Source organism: Ruegeria sp. BC3 (genome assembly GCF_056539265.1).
This window is the reverse complement of the sequence record NZ_JBQFUP010000008.1, coordinates 44,856-67,486: the sequence shown is the minus strand read 5'-3', so window position 1 is coordinate 67,486 and position 22,631 is coordinate 44,856. Positions and strand designations below refer to the sequence as shown.

The window sequence follows — 22,631 nt, the reverse complement described above, 5'->3', positions numbered from 1 at the left end:
TCATGGACGGCACGTTCAACGAAAACGATCTTTCCCACGTGGTCGAAGCCGACCGCGCCCATATCTGGCACCACCTGCTGCAGCATAAACCCTTTGAAACCAATGATCCGCGTATCATTGTCGAAGGCAAAGGCATGCGTGTCTGGGACCAGAATGGCAAAGAGCATCTGGACGCTGTGTCCGGCGGCGTATGGACCGTCAACGTAGGCTATGGCCGCGAATCGATCTGCAAGGCCGTGTATGACCAGCTGATGAAGCTGTGCTATTTCGCGAATACGGCTGGCTCGATTCCCGGTTCGATCTTTGCTGAAAAGCTGATCGACAAAATGCCGGGCATGAGCCGCGTCTACTACACCAACTCTGGTTCGGAAGCGAACGAGAAGGTGTTCAAGATGGTTCGCCAGATCGCGCACAAGCGCTATGGCGGCAAGAAAACCAAGATCCTGTATCGCGACCGCGACTACCACGGCTCGACCCTGGCGACCATGTCGGCAGGCGGTCAAGACGAGCGTACGGCCCAGTACGGTCCATTTGCACCTGACTTCATCCGCGTTCCGCACTGTATGGAATACCGCAAGCACGAACTGGACATGGAAGACCTGTCCGGCGAAGCTTTCGGCAAAGCCTCAGCCGATGCCATCGAAGAGGTTATCCTGCGCGAAGGTCCTGAAACCGTTGGCGCGCTGTGCCTTGAGCCTGTGACCGCGGGTGGCGGCGTGATCGAAGCCCCCGAGGGTTATTGGGAACGTGTGCAGGAAATCTGCAAAAAGTACGACGTTCTGCTGCACATCGACGAAGTTGTCTGCGGCGTGGGCCGTACCGGCAAATGGTTCGGTTATCAGCAATACGGCATCCAGCCGGACTTCGTGACCATGGCCAAAGGTGTTGCCTCGGGTTACGCGGCAATTGCCGTAATGGTCACCACCGAAGAAGTCTTTGACATGTTCAAGGACGATGCCTCGGATCCGATGAACTATTTCCGCGACATCTCGACCTTTGGCGGCTGTACCGCTGGTCCGGCGGCCGCGATCGAAAACATGCGCATCATCGAGGACGAGAACCTGCTGCAAAACTGCACCGACATGGGCTTCCGCATGAAGGACAACCTGCAGGCGCTGATGGAAAAGCACAAGGTAATCGGCGACGTGCGCGGCAAGGGTCTGTTCCTGGGCGCCGAGCTGGTCGCAGATCGCGCCACCAAGGAACCGATGGACGAGAAAAAGGTCCAGGCCGTTGTGGCGGATTGTATGGCGCAAGGCGTCATCATCGGGGCCACCAACCGCTCGATCCCCAGCCGCAACAACACGCTGTGCTTCTCGCCGGCACTGATCGCAACCGCAGACGACATCGACCAGATCACCGACGCGGTCGATGGCGCTCTGGGCCGCGTGTTCGGCTGAACCTAACTGAATACATCTGCCACCACTCACGCACTTCCGGCAGATGAACTTTACCCGGCGCGCCCACCGCGCCGGGTTTTTTGTCTTTACTCCCGAGGGTTTGTCAATTCCGCAGACTCGCGTAACCTGTAGGCATTTCAGCCCTTTCAGGAGACGTGACCAATGGTACTCAATCTCTTTCGAAGCTTCGCAGCGCTTATTCTTCTGGCGTTTGCCACCCCATCCAGCGCCGATGACGGCAGCGGCTTTCCCCAGATCGTCGGCACCTGGCACGGCACCTATTTGGTTGGCTTTGCCAAATCGAACCCGAACCACGCGAAAGGTCTGCTGAAGACCGAGATGGAGCTGGAGATCACCAAGCTGGACGGCAACCTAATCACCGCCACAAATCGCTGGCGTCGGATCGGGGATACCGACTGGATCGTCGAAGAGGCGATGGGCACCTTTTCCCTGGACGAGCCCACCCGCTTTGTTCTGGCCGAGGCCGGGATATCGGGAGACGACGTTTCGGCCGGGATATTCAATGGAGTCTATCTGGATGACGTGATCATGGTCACCTATGCCGGACCGGGAACGGGCGTGTCGTTTGCGGCGCAGTTGGTGAAGAAAGACCAGGGTCAGTAGTCCGAGTTTGATTTTCGGCCCGCAAATGCGCATTGGACTCTGGATGGAACGCCGTGTCATCGAGTTCGTATTTTGCTTTAGGATGACGGGCTGTTGCGAAACGGCGCTTCATATTCGTTCAGGATCGTGGGACAGAACATGAGACCTCGGCCGAATTAAGCCCGCGTCCACGAACTTGTCGGATTGGTCTGGCACAATAATCCCCAAAAGCGGACGTGCAGACATGGGCATGGATTGCACGTTCGCGGGAACATGAGGCAACGAGGATCAGGCTTCCGCGACCAAGGTTCCCCAGGTCGGGACCTCACCACCCGTATCACAGACGATTGTCTCCATACCGGTCAGCGCGTCGGTTTCGAAATAGCAAGCGGCAGATGCCGGATTGCTTAGAAGAGCTAAGTTCAAGGCCACCAAGCCCAAAGCTGCGGTAATTCTCATAGCATCAACTCCAGATAGGTGAAATTTAGGTGTTGATGGTTTGTGAGCATGATTACTGCTCTTGGATTAATTTTGCTTAATTTGGTGATCGTCAGTCTGTCTGACTTTTAATCTCGGCAAAGCCCGGTCAGCGGTTGGTTTCCAAAAAGCAAAACGAACCTGCGCAGGGGGTGCTGAGCAGCCGATACGTAAAAGGCCGCCCCAATTGGGACGGCCCTTCTTTCACTGTCTCTCGAAAGAGGATCAGGCAGCCAGAGCGGCCTGAGCTTTGGCGACGATCGCGCCGAACGCTTCCGGTTCGTGCACGGCCAGGTCGGCCAGAACTTTGCGGTCCACTTCAATACCGGCCAGGTTCAGGCCGTTGATGAAGCGGGAATATGTCAGTGCCTCGTCATGCGAACGCACAGCAGCGTTGATACGCTGGATCCACAGCGCGCGGAAGTTGCGCTTGCGGTTCTTACGGTCGCGGGTTGCGTACTGGTTGGCCTTGTCGACGGCCTGACGGGCAACCTTGAAGGTGCTCTTGCGGCGGCCATAGTAACCTTTGGCGGCCTTGATGACCTTCTTGTGACGGGCGTGAGTTACGGTTCCACCTTTAACGCGGGACATCTCTTAATCTCCTCTTAGCGGTCGTAGGGCATGTAGCCCTTGACGATCTTGGCGTCGGGGGCGGACAGGGTGGTGTTGCCACGGGCGTCGCGGATGAACTTTTTGGTCCGCTTGATCATGCCGTGCCGTTTGCCGGCCTGGCCAGCAAGGACCTTACCGGTTGCAGTCACCTTAAAGCGCTTCTTGGCGCTCGACTTGGTCTTCATCTTAGGCATTTCCGTCTCCTTTCAGGGTTCGGTACTAAACGCGACTCGGCATGCCATCTCGGCCGGTCACGCGATCAGAAGCGCCGTTTACGCAAGTTCCGTCATAGTGGCAAGGGGGTTTTGACCAGAATCTGCGCTTTTCGCAGGGTGGTCAGGCACCGGGGCAACCTGAGCCGCCCCGGTGAAAGGTCTTAGTGTTCGAACTTACGGATTTCGCCAGTTCTCAGCCGCTCGGCATAGCTGGCCAGTTCCTGGCGCACGACCTTCATCAGGAAGTAGAGCGCAAAGACATTGACCACCGCCATCGCAAAGATCGCCGCATCCGAGAAATCGATGACCGGGCCAAGGTTGGCCGCAGCGCCGATGACGACGAAGATGCAGAAGATGACCTTGAACACCAGTTCCTTGGTGTGGCCTTCGCCGAACAGGTAGGTCCAGGCCTTGAGGCCATAATAGGACCAGCTGATCATGGTCGAGAACGCGAACAGAACCACAGCGATGGCCAGCACATAGGGGAACCAGCCAAAGGCGCTTGCAAAGGCCGCCGAGGTCAGGCTGACACCGGTGTTGCCATCAACCGTCGCAATCGCATTGCCCGCTTCGTTTAGCATGTAGTTGCCGGTTGCCGGATCAACGATCAACTGCTGGGTGATGATGATCACCAGCGCGGTCATGGTACAAATCACGACCGTATCGATGAACGGCTCAAGCAGGGACACAAACCCCTCGGTGATCGGTTCCTTGGTCCGCACCGCCGAGTGTGCAATCGCCGCAGAACCCACGCCCGCTTCGTTCGAGAACGCCGCACGGCGGAAACCCTGGATCAGCGCACCGACCATGCCGCCAGCGACGCCCAGCCCCGTGAAGGCACCTGCGAAGATCTGACCAAAGGCCCAGCCGATTTGATCGGCATGCATGATGATGATGACCAATGCGGCCAGAACATACATGACACCCATGAACGGCACGACCTTCTCGGTTACGCGTGCGATGGATTTCAGGCCACCTACGATCACTGCAAACACGATACCGGCGAAGACGAGACCGGTGATCCAGCCCGGATAGTCGCCAGTGATGCCTGCGATCTGTTGGTGTGCCTGATTGGCCTGGAACATATTGCCCCCGCCCAGCGCACCGAGGATACAGAAGATCGAGAACAAAACGGCCAGGATTTTGCCCCCCGGCAGGCCAAGCTCATCAAAGCCCTTGGACATATAGTACATCGGACCGCCCGAAACGGTGCCGTCTTCGTACTCATTCCGGTATTTCACACCCAGCGTACATTCGGTGAATTTCGACGCCATACCCAGAAGGCCCGCGACGATCATCCAAAAGGTCGCACCAGGCCCACCGATGCCCACGGCCACCGCCACACCGGCGATGTTGCCTAGGCCGACCGTACCCGAAAGCGCCGTAGCCAAGGCCTGAAAGTGGCTGACCTCACCCGCATCGTTGGGATCGGAATAGTCACCCTTTACAAGACTGATCGCGTGACCAAAGAATCTTAGCTGCACGAAAGCAAAGTAAAGCGTGAAAACAGTCGCAGCGATCACGAGCCAGCCGACGATCCATGGGAACCCGGTGCCGGGAAACGGCGCAAAGATGAAACTGACGAAAGGCCCCGTAAAGTCGGCAAACGCCTGGTTGATCCGATCGTCCAGACCCGGTGCGTCTTGCGCAAAAGCAGGGCCGGTGAACAAGGTGGCCAATGCGGCCAAAGCAAAACGTTTCAGCGTGTTCATTCCTCTTGCTCCCCTCAGTTCACGACGGTGACCGGCACGTCAGCGTGCATGACCAAATTCTGGGTCGAGCTGCCGAACAGGCGTTTCTTGAACCCATCGGCCGAGGCGCGCCCGACAATGATCTGCGTTCCGCCATTTTCAACCGTGATTGCGTTAAGCGTTTCGGCCACATCACCGTGGCGCACGATACCCTGCGCCATGAAGCCTTCGGCCGTCAGTGCATCAACGGCAGGAGTGACAATGCGGTTGGTGGCCAAGGTGACCTCTTCCTCGCGACGTTTGTGCCGCAACGCATTTTCCTCGGGGGTTTGAAATGTGAATGGGGACCATTCGATGACATAAACCACCAGCAATTCACACGCGCCGATCAGCTTGGCCAGATCTTTGGCAAAGGCGATGGCCCGTTCTCCGGTTTCTGTCCCGTCCAGCCCAATGACAATTTTCGTTGTCATGATGTTCCTCCAATATTTTTGGTTATGCCGGGGCCCGTGCCCCCGGCAGGGCAGCCGGAACCTGGAACTTTCTGAGTAGACTGCCCTTAGGGTGCAGTATCCCGGAAAATCCCCAAAAAAGAGAGGGTTATCTTTTCCGCTCAACCAAATACACGATTAGGCTTTGAAAAGGTTATATATTTTTTGTCTAAAAATTAGGCAGAATCCCGAAAATCCATGACTTTCGGGCACCCGGCGCGACCCGGATCAACCCGGGTCGGTGTTATAAATCAGACGTTCATCACAGGGTGCGATGCGCAGAATATTGGTTGTTCCCGGAACGTTAAAGGGCACGCCGGCGGTCACGACGATCTGATCCTTCTCCGAGGCGAACCCTCCAGCACGGGCCGCGCGGGCGGCGTTTACGACCGCGCCTTTGAACCGCTCAAGCTCGGGCGTCATCACGCAATGGCATCCCCAGCTCAGGCACAGACGCCGTGCGGTTCCGGTGGCAGGGGTCATCGCAATGATCGGAACACCGGGACGTTCGCGCGCGGTTAGCAGCGCTGTCGTTCCGCTTTGGGTGAAGCAGCAAATTGCTTTGATGTCAGTCTTTTCTGCGATCTCGCGCGCGGCAGCCACGATGCCGTCAGCAACGGTCGTTCCCTTAGCGGTGCGAGAGGCTGCGATGATCTGCGTATAGGTCGGATCAGCTTCGACTTCGATGGCGACCTTGTTCATGGTTTGAACGGCTTCGATCGGATAGGAACCAGCGGCCGATTCAGCGCTGAGCATGATGGCATCGGTGCCTTCGTAGATCGCCGTCGCCACGTCCGAGACCTCGGCCCTTGTCGGCATTGGGCTTTCAATCATGCTCTCCAGCATCTGCGTCGCCACGATCACCGGCTTTGCCGCGCCACGGCACTTGCGCACCAGTCGTTTCTGAATCGGTGGAACTGCCGAGACGGGCAGCTCAACCCCCAGATCGCCGCGTGCGACCATGATCCCGTCCGAGGCATCCAGAATGTCGTCAAACGCCTCAACCGCTGCAGGCTTTTCGATTTTGGACAAGATCGAGGCGCGACCATCGGCCAGCGAACGTGCCTCAAACACGTCCTTGGCGCGCTGCACAAAGCTCAGCGCCAGCCAGTCGACGCCCAACTGGCAGACGAACTCCAGATCATCGCGGTCCTTGGCGGACAGGGCTGCCAGGGGCAGCACCACGTCAGGAACGTTCACGCCCTTACGGTTGGAAATCGTGCCACCGACCTCGACCGTGCAATTGGCGAAGTCCTGACCGCAGTCTTTCACGATCAGACGGATTTTCCCGTCATTGACCAACAGACGCGCGCCCGGTTCCAACGCGGCAAAAATCTCGGGATGCGGCAGGCAAACACGATTGACGTCGCCGGGTTCAGGATCGAGGTCCAGACGGAACGCAGCACCTTCTTCCAGCTCTTCAGCATCACTGGCAAAGACGCCCACCCGCAGTTTGGGGCCCTGCAGGTCGGCCAGAATGGCAATGGGGCTGTCCAGATCCTTCTCCACCTGCCGGATGATCCGGTGACGCTCGCGGATCTCATCGTGGCTACCATGGCTCATGTTCAGGCGAAAGACATCCGCGCCTGCTTCGTGCAGGGCACGGATGGTGTCATAGTCATTCGACGCCGGTCCCAGCGTCGCCACGATCTTCACATTTCTCAGGCGTCGCATCGGTCTTGCCCCCTTAACGTCTTCTCTTGATTCCGCGAAAATGTTACCGCAAACATTACTCAGGCCGCTTATTGCGCAATTCCCTTTTCAAAGCAACTCCCGTACACCTGCGACAAACTAGATGACAGGCTTATGACGTATTCCCCGTTTTTTATCCACGGTGCCGATCGCCCTTCGCGATGGCTGATCACATGTGACCACGCGACCAACATGGTGCCCCCGGACATCAATGGGGGCGATCTGGGTCTTCCGCGTGAAGATATGGAACGCCACATCGCCTATGACGTCGGCGCGTATGAGGTGTCCAAGCATCTGGGCGAACTGCTGAATGCACCAGTCATTGCGGCCAATTTCTCACGCCTGGTAATTGATCCGAACCGGGGCGAGGATGATCCGACCTTGTTGATGAAGCTCTATGACGGGTCCATCATTCCTGGCAACCGCCACGCCGACGCGGCCGAGCGCGAACGACGCCTGAACATGTGTTATCGCCCGTATCATGACGCTCTGGCACAAATGGCTGCCCTGCCCCATGCCGTTATCGTCTCCATGCACTCGTTTACCCGGCAACTACGAGGTCGCGACCCGCGCCCGTGGCATGTTGGCATTCTGCACACCCCGGACGAGCGGTTCTCGCGACCGTTGATCAACCGGCTGGAGTCCGAAAATGATCTATGTGTGGGTGTGAACGAACCCTACACCGGTGTTTTGCCCGGGGACGCGATCGACAAGCACTGCACCAGCTTTGGCCGGCCCAACGCCCTGATCGAACTGCGCAATGACCTGATCGCCGATCACGCCGGACAGCGGGCCTGGGCCGAGCGCCTCGCCCCGGTCCTGCAGGATGCGCTGACCGAAAGCGGCTTGTGACAAAAGCCCTCACATCATTGTGAGGGACCGCCTAAGTCCCCATATTATAGGCGAAAGGAGGCGACCATGACCCAGGAATTCCTGACGGCCGTCTTTGGCTGGATGGCCGTACTGAACATCGCGGTACTCTTGTTCACAACGCTGATGATCTTGCTGTTGCAGGACTTGATCGCAGGCATCCACGGCAAAATGTTCCAGATGGAGCGCCCCGCAGTAAAACGGGCGTACTTTCGGTATCTGGCCAACTACAAGATACTGACTCTGATCTTCTGCATCACCCCTTGGCTGGCTTTGAAACTGGCCTGACGCGCTGTTCATTGAAACATCGCCCCTGGGCCGCTAGGTCAGGTACAGCACGCAATACAGTCATTCGGAGCCAGACCATGGACAAGCAAACCGAAATCGAACTTCAGGCCGCCGCCTTCCGTCGGCTGCAAAAGCACCTGATGGAAGATCGCACCGACGTTCAGAACATCGACATGATGAATCTGGCCGGGTTCTGCCGCAACTGCCTGTCGCGCTGGTATCAGGAGGCTGCCAATGAAAAGGGCATCGAAATGGGCAAGGACGAAGCCCGCGAGGTCTTCTACGGCATGACCATGGATGATTGGAAAGCCAACTATCAGACCGACGCCAGCCCGGAAAAGCAGGCTGCCTTCAAGGTCGCGTTCGAAGAAAACGTCATGAAAAAGGGCTAGTCCCGAAACGAAGAAGGCCCGCCAGATCGGCGGGCCTTTTCTTTACACGGCGGCCTTGCGGCTTTCGTCCAAGTATATCTCGCGCAGGCGTTTGGCGATTGGCCCCGGCGTACCGTCGCCCAGCGCGACGCCGTCGATTTCAACCACAGGCATAACAAAAGCACTGGCCGAGGTGGTAAACGCCTCATCTGCCGCTTTCGCCTCATCAATCGTGAACAGACGCTCTTCGACTTCCATTTGAGCTTCTGCCGCCATGCGCAGCACGGCCTTACGGGTGATGCCATGCAGAATGTCGTTCGACAGCGGGCGCGTAACGATCTTGCCTTCTTTGACGAAGTAGGCGTTGTTGCTGGTGCCTTCGGTCACGTAACCGTCTTCGATCATCCACGCGTCATCGCAACCCGCTTTCTTGGCCATCATCTTACCCATCGACGGGTAAAGCAGCTGAACAGTCTTGATGTCGCGGCGGCCCCAGCGGATGTCCTCGATCGAGATGATCTTCGCGCCCTTCTGAGCAGCCGGGCTGTTCGCCAGACCCGGTTTGTTCTGCGTGAAAAGAACGAGGCTGGGCTTGGTGTCTGCGGGCGGGAAAACGAAATCCCGGTCGCCATCTGATCCGCGGCTCACCTGAAGATAAACGAGCCCCTCTTCGATGCCGTTCAGCTCAACCAGCTTGCGGTGAATCTCCAGCAGCTCATCCTTGGTGCAGGGCTCGGCCATCTCCAGCTCGTCCAGCGACCGCTTGAGGCGCACCGCGTGACCTTCGAAATCGATCAGCTTGCCGTCCAAGACACTGGTGACCTCGTAAACCGCGTCTGCAAACAGAAAACCACGGTCAAAGATGGACACCTTTGCCTCGGTCTCGGGCAGGTATTCGCCATTTACGTAAACGGTGCGGGTCATGTCTTGTCTCCTTAACCCCAAAGCGCAGCCACGGGCGGGTGCACTCCGGCGTTATCAAAAATCAGCGGGTTGTCACGGTCTTCGGCCAGCAGCAGCGGACCGTCAAGGTCTGTTATCATCGCACCCTGTGCCACAAGTGTCGCAGGCGCCATGGCAAGCGAGCTGCCAACCATGCATCCAACCATAACCTTATAGCCCTCGGCCAGCGCCGCTTCGCGCAGGGCCAACGCCTCGGTCAGGCCGCCTGTTTTGTCCAGCTTGATGTTGACCACATCATACTTGCCTTTCAGCTTTGGCAAACTGCTGCGGTCGTGGCAGGATTCATCGGCGCACACCGGTACAGGGCGGTCCATTCCGATCAGGGCATCATCTTCACCGGCAGGCAGGGGCTGTTCGACCAGCGCCACGCCCAGACGGACCAGATGCGGTGCCAAGTCTGCGTACACGGCAGCGGACCAGCCTTCGTTGGCATCCACGATGATCTTGGCATCCGGCGCGCCCGCGCGTACCGCCTCAAGCCGGGGCATGTCGTCCGGTGTGCCCAGCTTGATCTTCAGCAGAGGACGATGCGCATTCGCGGCCGCCTGCGCTTGCATTTTCTCGGGCGTGTCCAGCGACAGGGTATATGCGGTAATCTCGGGTCCAGGCACCGGCAGCCCCGCCAGGTCCCAAGACCGTTTCCCGGCGCGCTTAGCCTCAAGATCCCAAAGGGCACAGTCCACCGCATTCCGCGCGGCGCCTGCAGGCAGCAGGTCCATCAGGCTGTCGCGGGTGAACTCGGCAGGCAGTGCTGCAATCTCGGCCTCGACCGATTCCAGCGTTTCGTCATAACGGGCATAGGGCACACATTCGCCCCAGCCTTGATGCGTTCCGTCCGAAATTCGAACCGTTAGCACTTTTGCTTCGGTCCGGGACCCGCGCGAGATTGTAAAAACCTGCGCCAGTCGAAACACATCACGAGAAACTTCTACCTGCACGCGCCAGCTCCTTTATCTTACTCAAAATACATCCGCCGGAGGTGCCCCCGGCGGATTCTCTTGATCACATCGCGTCCAGCGCGTCGACCAGTTTACCGGCCCCAAAGCGATAAGGGTCGGTTGCGGGCAAGCCCATCTCGGCCTCGACCTGTTCGATATAGGCGCGCGCGTCGTCTTCGCTCAGATGCTGGGTGTTGATTGATACACCCGCGACCTGACAATCGGGATTGGCAACACGCGCAAGTGGCAATGCCGTGTCGCGCAGCTGCGCCAGCGTCGGCAGCGAGTATTCGGGCAGACCACGCATGTGAGTGCGGGTCGGTTCGTGACAAAGGATCAGCGCGTCGGGTTGACCGCCGTGGATCAAGGCCATTGTAACCCCGGAATACGAGACGTGGAACAACGAGCCCTGTCCTTCGATGTGATCCCAGTGATCCGCATCGTTCTCCGGCGTCAGGTACTCCACCGAACCTGCCATGAAATCCGCAACCACCGCATCAAGAGGCACACCCTGACCAGTTATCAGGATACCGGTTTGACCAGTGGCGCGGAACGTCGATTTCATACCACGCTTGCGCATCTCGGCATCCATGGACATGGCCGTGTACATCTTGCCAGCCGAGCAATCAGTACCAACCGCGAGACAGCGCTTACCGCTGCGCTTTTTGCCATTGGCAATTGGATAGCCAACTGTAGGCACGCGCACGTCATGCAGAGTGCCACCATGTGTCTGCGCCGCAGCCACCAGATCACCTTCGTCGCGCAGCAGGTTGTGCAGGCCCGAGGCCAGATCATATCCCATATCCAGAGCCGCAATCAGTACCTCTTTCCAGGCTTCACTGATAACACCGCCGCGATTGGCCACGCCGATTACCAGCGTCTTTGCGCCGGCCTCTTTGGCCTCGGCCAGTGTCATATCGGTCAAGCCCAGATCAGCTTTGCAGCCATCCATACGGTACTGACCTACGGCGTTTTCGGGGCGCCAATCTCTGATGCCGATTGCAACTTTGGCCGCCAATTGGTCGGGCGCATCGCCCAAAAACAGCAGGTACGGTGTCTCGATCATTGCGGTTCACTCCTTTGATTCCGACGCAGCCTAGGGGACGATTTCAACGAGTGTTTCGCGTTTTCGTCTGGCAACGCCCCGTCGCGCGGGAAATTTTTGCGCATTTACTTCCATTGGCGCATTATCCTTCCAAGTTTTTAAAGAGATTAAACTTTAATCACTGCACGGCTACCGAAAATCGGCAATTGCTGCGGTTGCATTGCCGCATCTGCACAAAGGCGCTTGCTATGGCTTGCGCAATTTAATACCTCATGAAGCAAGAAAATCGTAATTTCCTTTCTCTCACGAGGTCCAGATGAGCTTTCGCATTCAACCCGCCGCCCCTGCGCGCGCCAACCGTTGCCAACTGTTCGGGCCGGGCTCAAACACCAAACTGTTCCCTAAAATGGCCGCATCGGCGGCGGATGTGATCAACCTTGACCTTGAAGACTCGGTTGCGCCTTCGGACAAAGACGTTGCGCGTGCGAACGTGATCGAAGCGCTAAACACCATCGACTGGGGCAACAAATACATGTCCGTCCGCATCAACGGTCTGGACACACCTTACTGGTACCGCGACGTGGTCGACCTGATGGAACAGGCGGGCGACCGTCTTGACCAGATCATGATCCCCAAGGTTGGCTGCGCTGAAGACGTCTACGCCGTAGACGCGCTTGTCACCGCGATTGAGCGCGCCAAGGGACGTACCAAGCCAGTCAGTTTCGAGGTCATCATCGAATCCGCCGCTGGTATCGCCCATGTTGAAGAGATCGCAGCCTCTTCCCCTCGCATGCAGGCGATGAGCCTGGGTGCTGCGGATTTTGCGGCCTCGATGGGTATGCAGACGACCGGCATCGGCGGAACGCAAGAAAACTATTACATGCTGCGCGAAGGCGAAAAGCACTGGTCCGATCCGTGGCACTGGGCGCAAGCCGCGATCGTGGCCGCCTGCCGGACACACGGCGTTCTGCCCGTAGATGGCCCGTTTGGCGATTTCTCGGATGACGAGGGCTATATCGCGCAGGCGAAACGTTCGGCCACGCTGGGTATGGTCGGCAAATGGGCGATCCATCCGAAACAGATCGCACTCGCCAACCAAGTGTTTACCCCGTCGGACGACGCTGTTTCCGAAGCCCGCGAGATCCTTGCAGCTATGGAACAGGCCAAAGCCAACGGTGAAGGTGCCACCGTCTACAAAGGCCGCTTGGTCGACATCGCCTCGATTAAACAGGCCGAGGTGATCGTTGCTCAGGCAGAACTGATCGCGGCCAACTGATCCAAACGAAAAAGGCGCCCCGCGGGGCGCCTTAGCTTTAACGACCGAATACGTTGTTTGGCGTCCAGGTGAACCGCTCACCCTGCTTCCCCCATTTCATCATTAGGCATGACGTTCCGTATTTCTGGAAATACGTGATCTTCAGCGGATACCACCCCGCTTGCGGCACCTCTACAGCGGTGCGTTGATTGGCTTCGCAGCCTTGTCTGCCATTGAAATAGCCGATCTGCTGCCCCCCGACCCAAGCGTCGATGCCATCATTCGACCAGGTTTCAAGCTCATAAACCCCCGGTGAATCAAACCGAATAAAGCCTGTGACCTCTGCAGCAACGTTGTATGCTTGATTGAAGGTCAGAACAGGATCGCCTTCGTTCGTGTCCCGATAGTCCAACCCACGTAGCGGCGCACCGGGCTTTGCTTTCTTCAGAAGAAAGCCCACTTTATTCAAGTTTTGGATTTTGCGCGGCGGGTTCCCCTCCCACGCATATTTCACATTTAAACCCGCCTGCGGGCTGGGTTGAGGATTGGCCGGTTGCAGCTTGAGCGGTGCAGAAAATGCCGCGCCAGCAAACAACGCCACAGCAGTGGCCAGCGCTCCGATCCGTAAGAGTTTCATTGTCTTCTCCCTGTGTGCGGCCTTTGGGTGTTACCCCCAATTTGACCTTTGAAAAGACAGTAGGCTGTGAAAATTCACCCTGCAAGTCGGTAAGAGATCACATTTCCAGCGTCAGGCGCGCATATCCTTAGGCGAATCCATCACCACATAAGACGTAATCGAGGTCACATGCGGCAGCGTCCCAAGCACCTCGGTGTGGAATGTCTTGTACGACGGCAGGTCTGCGCATTCGACGCGCAACAGGTATTCGATGGTGCCCGTGATATTGTGGCACTCGACCACTTCCGGGGCAAGTTGCAGGGCGCGTTCGAACCCTTCCTGCGCAGCTTTGGTATGCTCACCCAATCCAACGCCGATATAGGCCACAAACCCAACGCCCAGCGCAGACGGGTTCAGAACCGCCCGATAGCCCGAGATCACGCCTGACCGCTCCAACTCCTGTACACGGCGCAGACAAGCCGAAGGTGACAGGCCCACCCGGTCGGCCAGATCCAGATTGCTGATGCGGCCGTCCTGTGACAGCTCTCGCAATATTTGTTGGTTAATGTGATCAATTTTCGCCATTGATTGCGACACTAGACCAGTGTCGCATTAAAACGCAATTTCATTTGCCGAGTTTGCAGCAATTATCCGCAACATGACCTATGATATCCTTCTGGCCCTGATCGCCTTTGCTTTTGTCTCGTCCATAACGCCGGGACCGAACAACCTGATGCTGATGGCGTCTGGTGCGAATTTCGGGTTCCGCAGAAGCATTCCGCATATGCTTGGTATTGGGCTGGGCTTCACCTTCATGGTGCTGCTGGTTGGTACCGGGCTGGTGCAGCTGTTCGACACCTACCCCGTCAGCTATACGGTGCTGAAAATCGCCTCAGTCGCATATCTGCTGTTTTTGGCGTGGAAGATCGCCAATGCCGCGCCGGCGAAAGGACACAGTGAGACAGGCACGCCCATGACATTTCTGCAGGCAGCGGCATTTCAGTGGGTTAACCCCAAAGCATGGGCCATGGCCCTGACCGCAACCACGGCCTACACGCCAGACCAAACCCTTCAAGCAATTGCGGTCGTGGCCTTGGTGTTCGGCGCGGTCAACCTGCCTTCGGTCAGCACCTGGACCGTTCTGGGCCAACAGATGGCCCGTTTTCTAACAAACCCACGCAGGTTGGTCGTGTTCAACTGGACGATGGCCACTTTGCTTGTCGCATCGCTATACCCGGTTCTTTGGCCGAACTGAGATCGCCCCGCAGCGCATCCGCAACGCCTGCTCAGCCGCATAATCCGCTCTGGCAAGCCTTGCCGAGTTGCATCCCAAGCGACGTCAGGTCATATAGCAATGAACTTCCGCGTTGAGAGGCGTCATGACCCAGTATCTGGATTTCGAAAAACCCCTGGCCGAGATTGAAGGCAAGGCCGAGGAATTGCGCGCTTTGGCCCGCGCCAACGAAGAGATGGATGTGGCCGAAGAGGCCGCTGCGCTGGACGCCAAGGCCGCCAAGCTGCTGGACGAGCTGTATGGCGATTTGACCCCATGGCGGAAATGCCAGGTGGCCCGCCACCCCGAGCGGCCGCATTGCCAGGACTATGTCAAAGAGTTGTTCACCGAATTCACGCCTTTGGCCGGGGATCGCAACTTTGCCAACGATCTGGCGGTGATCGGCGGCCTGGCGCGGTTCAACGACCAGCCGGTCATGGTGATTGGCCATGAAAAGGGTTCGGACACCAAATCCCGGATCGAACGGAATTTCGGCATGGCGCGCCCAGAAGGTTACCGCAAAGCCGTGCGGCTGATGGAAATGGCGGGCCGCTTCGGCCTGCCGGTGATTACGCTGATCGACACGGCCGGAGCCTATCCGGGCAAAGGGGCCGAAGAACGCGGCCAATCGGAGGCGATCGCGCGTTCGACCGAGATGTGCCTGAAGATTGGCGTGCCGCTGGTGTCCGTCATCATCGGCGAAGGCGGTTCCGGCGGGGCTGTGGCCTTTGCCACGGCAAACCGCGTAGCTATGCTTGAACATTCGGTCTATTCGGTGATCTCGCCTGAGGGCTGCGCGTCGATCTTGTGGAAAGACTCCGAAAAGATGCGCGAGGCCGCCGAAGCCCTGCGCCTGACTGCGCAGGACCTCTACAAGCTGGGTGTCTGCGACCGCATCATCACCGAACCCAAGGGCGGCGCCCATCGCGACCGTCCTGCTACGGTCGAGTCGGTGCGTGCAGCCATTGCCGCCATGCTGAAAGAGCTGGATGGCAAGGATGCGGCGGCCCTGATCAAAGACCGCCGTCAGAAATTCCTGGATATCGGCTCAAAAGGGTTGGCGGCCTAAACCGTCACCCCCCAAGCTGGCGTAACAACGCCGCCGACGGCTCACCGGTCACAGTAAGTCCATTGGCGCGCTGATAGGCGCTGATGGCGGATTTGGTGTTGTTTCCGACCACCCCGTCCGCGCCTTGCGTATCATACCCTGCCGAGGTCAGGCGGCGCTGCAGCTCTTTGCGATCTTCCAGCGTCAAACCGGTGGCATCCGGGCCGAACGAGGCCTGGAACGGCGCGCCACCCGCAATCCGGTCGGACAAATGCCCGACGCCAATCGCATAGCTGTCCGAGTTGTTGTAACGCTTGATCACTTGGAAATTGCGGAACACCGCGATGCGTGGCCCGGGTGTCTGTGGCTGCAGTACAGCGACCGGCGCTCCGGAAACCGTGCCGACCTCACCACCCCAAGGCTGTCCGCGCACCCAACCGGCACGCGCCAGATAGGCCGCGGTCGAGGCCAGCGAGTCTGTGGGGTCTTCGGACCAGATGTCCCGACGCCCATCGCCCGTGAAATCCACCGCGTAGGCCAAATAAGAGGTCGGGATGAACTGCGTATGTCCCATCGCCCCGGCCCAACTGCCGGTCATGTTCGCGGGTGTTGTGTCACCTTCCTGAATGATCTTCAGCGCGGCAACCAATTGCTTCTCGAAAAACGCCCCGCGCCGTCCGTCATAGGCCAGCGTTGAGGTCGCTGAGATAACCGGCACATCCCCCCGGCGCGCGCCGTAGCGGCTTTCCAAGCCCCAGACGGCCACGATCACCTCTTTGTCGACGCCATACTGCGCCTCGATCGCGGAAAGCGTTCCGGCATGGCGCACCAGCATCTGCTTGCCCGTCGCGATCCGTTCGTCCGAGGCGGCAATCGCCAGATAGTCCTCGAGCGAGCGTTTGAATTCGACTTGATTGCGATCGCGCTCGATCACGTCGGGCAGATACCCGGCCCCTTGAAACGCGCGATTGACAGTGGTCTGCGAAATACCCTGCGCAGCGGCCCGTGACTTGAAACCGGCAACCCAGGCGTCCCAGCCCGCGTTGGGCACCGCGCGCATTCGCGTTGCCGGGGCGCTGGATGGCGTACCGCCGGAACAGGCGGCCAGCATAGTTGCCCCAAGTCCAATAGAAAAAAGGCGTCGATTGATCATGGCTGAAATCTGCTCTTGTTGTGATTTGCCTCAGAGTACCGCAGAGCGGGCGCTCAAGCCAGCATGGTGATGTTGCTTACCGGCAACCTGGCCGCCTCGGCAACAAGCCGCTTAACTGACCAGCATCCGCAACCCCTGGGTCACGTCTGAGCGCACCGCCAACCGCAAACCGGGCTCATCCCCGGCCTTCAGGGCGGCGATGATCAACTTGTGGTAATGGGGCGGTTCTGTCCGCCGCAGCCGCCCATACAGCGCGCGCATCGTGGGCCCCAACTGTAGCCACACGGTTTCAACAATCGCCAACATCGCTGGCGCCTGAGCACGCAGGTAAAGTGTGCGGTGGAATTCAAGGTTCGAGCGGATGTAGCCGACGGCGTCCCGCTTGGTGACCATTTCCGCAACGGTCATATTGATGCTCTGCAGCCGGTCGATCAGAGCCATATGTGCACGGGGCAATGCCCGGCTGGACAGCTCGACCTCAAGCAGCGCGCGCAGGGCCGCCAGCTCTTCGATCCGGTCATTGGTCAGTTCGGGCGTCGACACACGGCCGGACGAAGACAAGAACAGGGCACCCTCGGCCACCAACCGCCGCACCGCCTCGCGGGCGGGGGTCATCGAAACATCGAACTCTTTGCCAATCCCGCGCAGAGTCAGGGCCTGCCCCGGCGCTATCTCGCCATGCATGATACGAGAGCGGAGCGCCCGATAGACAAGATCATGGGCTGCGGGCTGAGAGTCAGATGGACGGGCGCTTAACATTCTCCCATGTGATCACAAATCGCCTTTGGGTCAACTCACCGACGCGTCAAATCTGTACTGGTGCAGCTGCGCCCCGTTGTCGCGCAGCCACTGCCTTTGGTCTTTACAGGGACCAAACAAACGCTCGACCTGAGCCCAAAAGGCGGGCGAATGGTTCATTTCGGCGAGATGTGCGACTTCATGAGCCGCAACATAGTGCAGGATGTCCGAAGGCGCCAAAATCAGGCGCCAAGAGAACATCAACCCGCCGGTCGAACTGCAGGACCCCCAGCGAGACCGCGTATCGCGCAAGGTCAGGCTGGAATAGGGCAGACCCAACATCGCCGCGTAGTCGTCACAGGCCTCGGTCAGTCGATCCCGCGCCAGTTCCTTCAGGAAACGGGCCAACCGGCGAGCCTCGGCCCCTTGCGGCACTGCAATCTCGGTATCGCGCAGCAGAACGCGCCGACCCTCGGCGGCGACGATTCGCCTGTTATTACCCTCAACGGGGATCGTGTGGCCGAATGTAACAGCCGCCGGAGCCGGCCGGTCCTGAAGATGCTGACGGATCCAGTCCTCTTTAAGTCTGGCGAAATCAAGCGCCTCAGCCTCGGCCACGCCCTTTGGATAGGTGAGCGTAACCCGCCCATCCAATTGAGAAATCCGCAGGCTGATACGTCGCGCCCGCGCCGATTTGCGCAGCGTCAGCGGCACCGGCGGTTTTCCGGGCAATGCGTGGTCCCCCATATGCCTGTTTCTCCTGCTCAAAGGCTTTGACAGTGCCCGCTGCATGTGGCACGTGACCTGAATCATTATTACGACTCACCTGATATCAAGGGGATTTGACATGCCCAAGGAAGAATGGGGCGTAAAACGCGTTTGCCCGACCACCGGTAAGCGGTTCTACGACCTGAACAAGGACCCGATCATCAGCCCCTATACCGGCGAGATCGTGGAGCTTGAGACCGGCAAAAGCCGGATGATCGCCGCAGACGCGGAAGACGCCGCATCGGCCAAGGCACGCGAAAACGCGTCGGATGAGGATTTGGTGCTGGACGATGACGATAATGTCGACGTCGAACTGGACGATGATCTGCTGGATGACGACGACGACAGCAACGACGACGTTTCGTTGGACGATATCACTGATATGTCGTCGGAAGACGAGAACTAAAACCGGTCCGGGGCGGCCCTTTCGCCGCCTCAAACCACCCTCGGATGCACGGCAGAAACTTTTCTGCAAAATCCATTTTTGGACTTGCACTCAACGCCGCCGTCTCATAAACGTCCGTCCACCGCAACAGCGGTACCATGATGGGGCCTTAGCTCAGTTGGGAGAGCGCTTGCATGGCATGCAAGAGGTCAGGGGTTCGACTCCCCTAGGCTCCACCATTATTCTCCTTGAAAATTCATCACAGCTCTTCCGCTAATCCGTGTGCTTCTTCGACTTCGTGGCTCAATCGACGGCTTCCGGCAAAGTGCGCGATCCATCACCACGCTTCCCATAGGATATCAGGAACATTCTGTTGCCGACGGGCTTTGGACCAAGTCGAAAACCTTGACGGCTCATGTCTTGTGGAGCCAAAATTATGTCTAACTAATGAAAGCCCAAGACGTGCGCTCAGGCTTGTATGTTGAAGCGTGCTCGGGGTTGCGCGCGAGGCGTCGTTAATCTGGCAGCCACGATCGCCAAGCAGACTTCAAACTAACCGTTTCACTTATCGAAAATGCGTTCACCCTGCTCGTCAATCACCTGCTTTGCCTTAGCGATGCTAATACTCTCGGCCTGATCACGGCTATCAAAGACATCTGCCCGGATCACCGTATAGGTCTTACGATCTCCGTCGATGGTCTTTTCGATACGGGCCAACAGGCGATATTTACTGCCCTCGCTCATCAGGTCGGGAAAGATCTCGAACCCATTATACACGACCGGCTCCGGCTTGGGCTTTTCGCCGCCACCTAAGAGTTTCGAGAAGAGGGACATGGGGCGGCTCCTTTCAACATTGCTCGGGTCGAATCTTAGCGTCACTCAGGGACGGGGTGAAGCGCGTTGTGCGTTTAAGCCTCAAGCTACTCGATCCGACTGAATTTACCGAGCAGGGTCAAAATGCACTGAACTGCCACGAGCGACCCAAACCCTGAAAAGGTTTTGGCGTTCATGGGAACCATCATCACTGCTGCTGCACCCGTATTGCTGTTGTTCGCTTCAAGCGCAGAGCTTGAAGACAGCCAAATTTTCAGATCGCAGTCAAAGCAGGCTTTGACTTCTCGTTGGCCGATGCGTGCATTCAACGAGATAGTAACTAATCAACCGCTCTGACCGCAGAGTAAAGCCTGCGAAACCGCACTAATCGCTCAGACATTGCAGATGGGTCAGAGGGTTCAAACGTTTTGACAGCCGGCGGCCGAAGCGCGAGATCCGTCATGCTCAATGCGCTGTCGCCGCAGGCTGCCAATCGGGCCGCTCCGAAGGCCGGACCGGAATCCGCGTCCTCGGAGCGAACAATGGGTTTTCCAGTAACCGATGCGATCATACCCAGCAAAAGATCTGATCTGCTGCCCCCTCCGATAGCGGCCAGTTCCGGCAAGCCGTTGATCGTGTCACCGAAACTCTGCGCTGCATCGGCAAAGCAGAACGCAATGGCCTCCAATACAGAACGGCAGATGTCCGCGCGTGTTGTTGAGTCTTCGAGCCCAAAGAAACCGGCCCGGATATGTGGATCGCCGAGAGGGCTGCGTTCACCTGTTAAATATGGAAGAAAAATCGGCAAGCGATCGCCTCTCGCCGTTTCGGCAAGGGCGACAACTTCAGCTGCGGAAAGCCCAAGCTGTCCACCTATCCACGAAATTGGTCTGGCACCGTTCAGCATCGCCGCCATTTGGTACCAACGGCTAGGCAACGTGTGCGCGAAAGCATGTACATAACGTTCGGGATTGGGTTTGTAAGCCCGATCCGCCACGAACAACTGGCCGGACGTTCCCAAAGAGATGAAGCCTCGACCCGGTTCGGTGGCACCCAAAGACACCGCCCCGGTCGCCGCGTCCCCTCCTCCGGCCACAACTGGTACGCCAGGTCTCAATCCAGTCTCAGTTGCGGCCTGTGCCGTCACAGCGCCAACGACATTGTGGCCGTCGAAAATCTGCGGCAGCCAATCGCGTGCCACGTAAGAAGCCTCGGCGATTCCGGCATGCCAGTTGCGCGACGCCTGATCCAGCCACAATGTCCCGGCGGCATCAGACGCGTCTGTTGCCAATTCTCCATGCAAGCATAACCCAATGTAATCCTTGGGCAGGAGAATATGGGAAAGCTCTGCATAGGTGGCGGGCTCATGTTTTTTCAGCCAAGCAATTTTGGGCGCAGTAAAGCCCGGCAAGGGAAGGACGCCCGCAATATGGCCAACCTCCGGCTGGGCCGCGCGCAGCTCCTCACATTCCTGTACTGCCCTGCTGTCATTCCACAGGATTGCTGGACGGATCGGGCGCAGACCGCGATCCAGCAAAACAGCGCCGTGCATTTGGCCGGACAACCCGATGGCTTTGATCTCCGACAGCGTGATTTGCCCGGCAAGTTGGGTCAGCGCATCACGCGTCGCCTGCCACCAGAGCTCGGGATGTTGCTCTGACCAGCCGGGCTGCGGCGAGGAGGTCTGGATTCCGACGGAAGACGACGCAAGAATTCGATCGGTGTCCGCACAGACAAGCTTGACCGCTGACGTTCCGATATCGATCCCGAGATACATTCAAACCCCTTGCCCGGCATTTTCCTGGCTATTGATCTTTTTTGCGCGCGCAAAGAATATGTAAAACGATGATAAGATCAAGGCGGCTATGATCCGCAGGCAGATTGGCATGACCAAAATAAAGAATATGGAAGAGTTCGCGGCCCTCAGCGGTATCTCGCGGCCCACAGTGTCCAAATACTTCCACGATCCCGACAGTGTTCGCCCGACGACAAGGGCCCGCATCGAAGAGGCGCTGGAGCGTTTTGACTATCGCCCGAATATCTACGCGGTAAATCAGAACCGGAAGTTGACCAAGAATATCGGCATTGTCGTGCCGTACCTATCGGACCCGTTCTTTGCCGAGATCGCGCGCTATCTGGAACAGTCCTGTATCGCAGCGGGTTATCGCCCGTCGCTTTTCAGCTCTCACGGGGAACAAAAACTCGAGAACGAAATCCTGGACGGGCTGAAATCCATGAAGCCCGCAGGGGTATTGTTGGCACCGCTAGGGCGCATCTCGGACAGGTCCGCGATCGAGAGGTTCTGCGCAAGTGTCCCAACCGTTCTGTTTGACAGTAATCTCGATGGACTGGGGGCAGCGTTTGTTGGATCGGACAATTTCAGCTTTGTCTCACAAACAGTCGAATACATGACCCGAACGGGCGAACCGCCTTCGTTTTTCGAGATGCGCACTCCGGCGAATCCGAACGCCAACAAACGACGGAAAGCCTATGTTGACGTGATGGAGCGCCTCGGGTTCGAGCCCCATATTATCAAAGTCGACGGCAAGGGCTGGGCATTCGAAGAGATTGGGCACAGGGGGGCGTTGAAAATTCTGTCAGAGCGCGGCCTGCCCACAGACTCGGTTTTGTGCAGCAATGATCGCCTTGCCATCGGGTTTCTTGCGGCCTGTTACGAACAGGGGATTCGCGTCGGGCGTAAGGAGGATTGCACCTTGCGTGTGGCCTCAAATGACGATCACCCTTTTGCAAAGTTTACCTGCCCCTCGCTGACCACGGCTGCGCATGACTATGACAACGTGGCAGCACGAAGCGTCGAAACACTGTTTGAACTCATTGAAAACGGTGGGAAATTTGACTCTCGCACCGAAACGCTTTTTCCAGCCCGGCTGGTTCTGAGGGACTCGGCATAGCTCATTAATCTTAA

Annotated in this window: 26 protein-coding genes and 1 tRNA gene; 11 read left to right on the top strand and 16 right to left on the bottom strand. The window is 58.0% G+C overall.

Translation table 11 applies throughout. From position 1 onward, the window contains the following. Positions 1-2 precede the first annotated feature (2 nt). Both ACR0MV_RS18495 and ACR0MV_RS18490 read left to right on the top strand, forming a co-directional pair. The gene (locus ACR0MV_RS18495; RefSeq protein WP_480703287.1) at positions 3-1,400 is read left to right on the top strand and encodes an aminotransferase family protein; all 1,398 of its coding nucleotides are present in this window, start codon (positions 3-5) and stop codon (positions 1,398-1,400) included. A gap of 162 nt (positions 1,401-1,562) precedes the next feature. After that, entirely contained in the window at positions 1,563-2,024 is a 462-nt protein-coding gene (locus tag ACR0MV_RS18490) for a hypothetical protein (RefSeq protein ID WP_480703217.1), read from the top strand. 267 nt (positions 2,025-2,291) lie between these two features. Here the strand turns inward: ACR0MV_RS18490 and ACR0MV_RS18485 are convergent, their stop codons facing one another. The 6 genes from ACR0MV_RS18485 to pyk all read right to left on the bottom strand — a co-directional run bounded on the left by ACR0MV_RS18485 (position 2,292) and on the right by pyk (position 7,163). Then, complete coding sequence (locus ACR0MV_RS18485; RefSeq protein ID WP_480703216.1) at positions 2,292-2,462, bottom strand: hypothetical protein; 171 nt, start codon at positions 2,460-2,462, stop codon at positions 2,292-2,294. 243 nt (positions 2,463-2,705) lie between these two features. Beyond that, complete coding sequence (gene rplT / locus ACR0MV_RS18480; RefSeq protein ID WP_008756009.1) at positions 2,706-3,071, bottom strand: 50S ribosomal protein L20; 366 nt, start codon at positions 3,069-3,071, stop codon at positions 2,706-2,708. Positions 3,072-3,085: 14 nt separating this feature from the next. Further along, positions 3,086-3,286: a 50S ribosomal protein L35 gene (gene rpmI / locus ACR0MV_RS18475; RefSeq protein WP_010443552.1), complete on the bottom strand. Its 201-nt coding sequence runs from the start codon at positions 3,284-3,286 to the stop codon at positions 3,086-3,088. A gap of 182 nt (positions 3,287-3,468) precedes the next feature. Beyond that, entirely contained in the window at positions 3,469-5,019 is a 1,551-nt protein-coding gene (locus ACR0MV_RS18470; RefSeq protein WP_480703214.1) for an alanine/glycine:cation symporter family protein, read from the bottom strand. Between the two features lie 14 nt (positions 5,020-5,033). Next, positions 5,034-5,471, bottom strand: coding sequence for a universal stress protein (locus ACR0MV_RS18465; RefSeq protein ID WP_170429017.1), 438 nt, complete (start codon positions 5,469-5,471; stop codon positions 5,034-5,036). Positions 5,472-5,717: 246 nt separating this feature from the next. Further along, positions 5,718-7,163, bottom strand: coding sequence for a pyruvate kinase (gene pyk / locus ACR0MV_RS18460; RefSeq protein WP_170429020.1), 1,446 nt, complete (start codon positions 7,161-7,163; stop codon positions 5,718-5,720). A 132-nt stretch (positions 7,164-7,295) separates the two neighbouring features. Here pyk and ACR0MV_RS18455 point away from each other — a divergent pair, with 132 nt between their 5' ends. The 3 genes from ACR0MV_RS18455 to ACR0MV_RS18445 all read left to right on the top strand — a co-directional run bounded on the left by ACR0MV_RS18455 (position 7,296) and on the right by ACR0MV_RS18445 (position 8,731). Beyond that, on the top strand, positions 7,296-8,033 hold the full coding sequence (locus ACR0MV_RS18455; RefSeq protein WP_480703212.1) for an N-formylglutamate amidohydrolase: 738 nt from the start codon (positions 7,296-7,298) through the stop codon (positions 8,031-8,033). Between the two features lie 66 nt (positions 8,034-8,099). After that, entirely contained in the window at positions 8,100-8,339 is a 240-nt protein-coding gene (locus ACR0MV_RS18450) for a DUF6868 family protein (RefSeq protein WP_170429025.1), read from the top strand. 77 nt (positions 8,340-8,416) lie between these two features. Further along, complete coding sequence (locus tag ACR0MV_RS18445; RefSeq protein ID WP_480703211.1) at positions 8,417-8,731, top strand: DUF1244 domain-containing protein; 315 nt, start codon at positions 8,417-8,419, stop codon at positions 8,729-8,731. Positions 8,732-8,773: 42 nt separating this feature from the next. On the opposite strand, the gene ACR0MV_RS18440 is transcribed toward ACR0MV_RS18445, so the two are convergent. From ACR0MV_RS18440 to dgcN, 3 genes are all read right to left on the bottom strand, one after another. Then, entirely contained in the window at positions 8,774-9,634 is an 861-nt protein-coding gene (locus ACR0MV_RS18440) for a D-amino-acid transaminase (RefSeq protein WP_480703209.1), read from the bottom strand. 11 nt (positions 9,635-9,645) lie between these two features. Then, the gene (dgcA, locus tag ACR0MV_RS18435; protein WP_480703208.1) at positions 9,646-10,611 is read right to left on the bottom strand and encodes an N-acetyl-D-Glu racemase DgcA; all 966 of its coding nucleotides are present in this window, start codon (positions 10,609-10,611) and stop codon (positions 9,646-9,648) included. Positions 10,612-10,675: 64 nt separating this feature from the next. Then, positions 10,676-11,677, bottom strand: a complete 1,002-nt coding sequence (dgcN, locus tag ACR0MV_RS18430) for an N-acetyltransferase DgcN (protein WP_170469603.1) — start codon at positions 11,675-11,677, stop codon at positions 10,676-10,678. A gap of 295 nt (positions 11,678-11,972) precedes the next feature. On the opposite strand from dgcN, the gene ACR0MV_RS18425 reads away from it, so the two are divergent. Further along, positions 11,973-12,932, top strand: coding sequence for an L-malyl-CoA/beta-methylmalyl-CoA lyase (locus ACR0MV_RS18425; RefSeq protein WP_480703207.1), 960 nt, complete (start codon positions 11,973-11,975; stop codon positions 12,930-12,932). Positions 12,933-12,969: 37 nt separating this feature from the next. Here the strand turns inward: ACR0MV_RS18425 and ACR0MV_RS18420 are convergent, their stop codons facing one another. Continuing rightward, positions 12,970-13,512 (bottom strand): PA14 domain-containing protein, encoded by a 543-nt coding sequence (locus ACR0MV_RS18420; RefSeq protein ID WP_480703205.1) that lies wholly within the window; start codon positions 13,510-13,512, stop codon positions 12,970-12,972. A 147-nt stretch (positions 13,513-13,659) separates the two neighbouring features. Beyond that, entirely contained in the window at positions 13,660-14,112 is a 453-nt protein-coding gene (locus ACR0MV_RS18415) for an Lrp/AsnC family transcriptional regulator (protein ID WP_170469611.1), read from the bottom strand. A gap of 73 nt (positions 14,113-14,185) precedes the next feature. On the opposite strand from ACR0MV_RS18415, the gene ACR0MV_RS18410 reads away from it, so the two are divergent. Beyond that, positions 14,186-14,782, top strand: a complete 597-nt coding sequence (locus tag ACR0MV_RS18410) for a LysE family translocator (protein ID WP_480703204.1) — start codon at positions 14,186-14,188, stop codon at positions 14,780-14,782. 124 nt (positions 14,783-14,906) lie between these two features. Further along, entirely contained in the window at positions 14,907-15,869 is a 963-nt protein-coding gene (locus tag ACR0MV_RS18405; RefSeq protein ID WP_480703202.1) for an acetyl-CoA carboxylase carboxyltransferase subunit alpha, read from the top strand. 4 nt (positions 15,870-15,873) lie between these two features. Here ACR0MV_RS18405 and ACR0MV_RS18400 read toward each other — a convergent pair whose 3' ends face one another. The 3 genes from ACR0MV_RS18400 to ACR0MV_RS18390 all read right to left on the bottom strand — a co-directional run bounded on the left by ACR0MV_RS18400 (position 15,874) and on the right by ACR0MV_RS18390 (position 18,486). After that, entirely contained in the window at positions 15,874-17,001 is a 1,128-nt protein-coding gene (locus ACR0MV_RS18400) for a lytic murein transglycosylase (protein ID WP_480703201.1), read from the bottom strand. A 111-nt stretch (positions 17,002-17,112) separates the two neighbouring features. Further along, positions 17,113-17,760: a GntR family transcriptional regulator gene (locus ACR0MV_RS18395; protein ID WP_170429057.1), complete on the bottom strand. Its 648-nt coding sequence runs from the start codon at positions 17,758-17,760 to the stop codon at positions 17,113-17,115. A gap of 30 nt (positions 17,761-17,790) precedes the next feature. Continuing rightward, positions 17,791-18,486: a M48 family metallopeptidase gene (locus tag ACR0MV_RS18390; protein ID WP_480703200.1), complete on the bottom strand. Its 696-nt coding sequence runs from the start codon at positions 18,484-18,486 to the stop codon at positions 17,791-17,793. Between the two features lie 100 nt (positions 18,487-18,586). On the opposite strand from ACR0MV_RS18390, the gene ACR0MV_RS18385 reads away from it, so the two are divergent. Both ACR0MV_RS18385 and ACR0MV_RS18380 read left to right on the top strand, forming a co-directional pair. Continuing rightward, complete coding sequence (locus ACR0MV_RS18385; protein ID WP_170429064.1) at positions 18,587-18,913, top strand: TIGR02300 family protein; 327 nt, start codon at positions 18,587-18,589, stop codon at positions 18,911-18,913. A gap of 142 nt (positions 18,914-19,055) precedes the next feature. Next, positions 19,056-19,131 (top strand) — tRNA-Ala (locus tag ACR0MV_RS18380). A 322-nt stretch (positions 19,132-19,453) separates the two neighbouring features. Here the strand turns inward: ACR0MV_RS18380 and ACR0MV_RS18375 are convergent. Further along, positions 19,454-19,726, bottom strand: coding sequence for an HlyU family transcriptional regulator (locus ACR0MV_RS18375; RefSeq protein WP_480703199.1), 273 nt, complete (start codon positions 19,724-19,726; stop codon positions 19,454-19,456). A gap of 319 nt (positions 19,727-20,045) precedes the next feature. Then, positions 20,046-21,482, bottom strand: coding sequence for a xylulokinase (gene xylB, locus ACR0MV_RS18370; RefSeq protein ID WP_480703198.1), 1,437 nt, complete (start codon positions 21,480-21,482; stop codon positions 20,046-20,048). A 109-nt stretch (positions 21,483-21,591) separates the two neighbouring features. On the opposite strand from xylB, the gene ACR0MV_RS18365 reads away from it, so the two are divergent. Continuing rightward, positions 21,592-22,617 (top strand): LacI family DNA-binding transcriptional regulator, encoded by a 1,026-nt coding sequence (locus tag ACR0MV_RS18365; RefSeq protein ID WP_480703196.1) that lies wholly within the window; start codon positions 21,592-21,594, stop codon positions 22,615-22,617. Positions 22,618-22,631 lie beyond the last annotated feature (14 nt).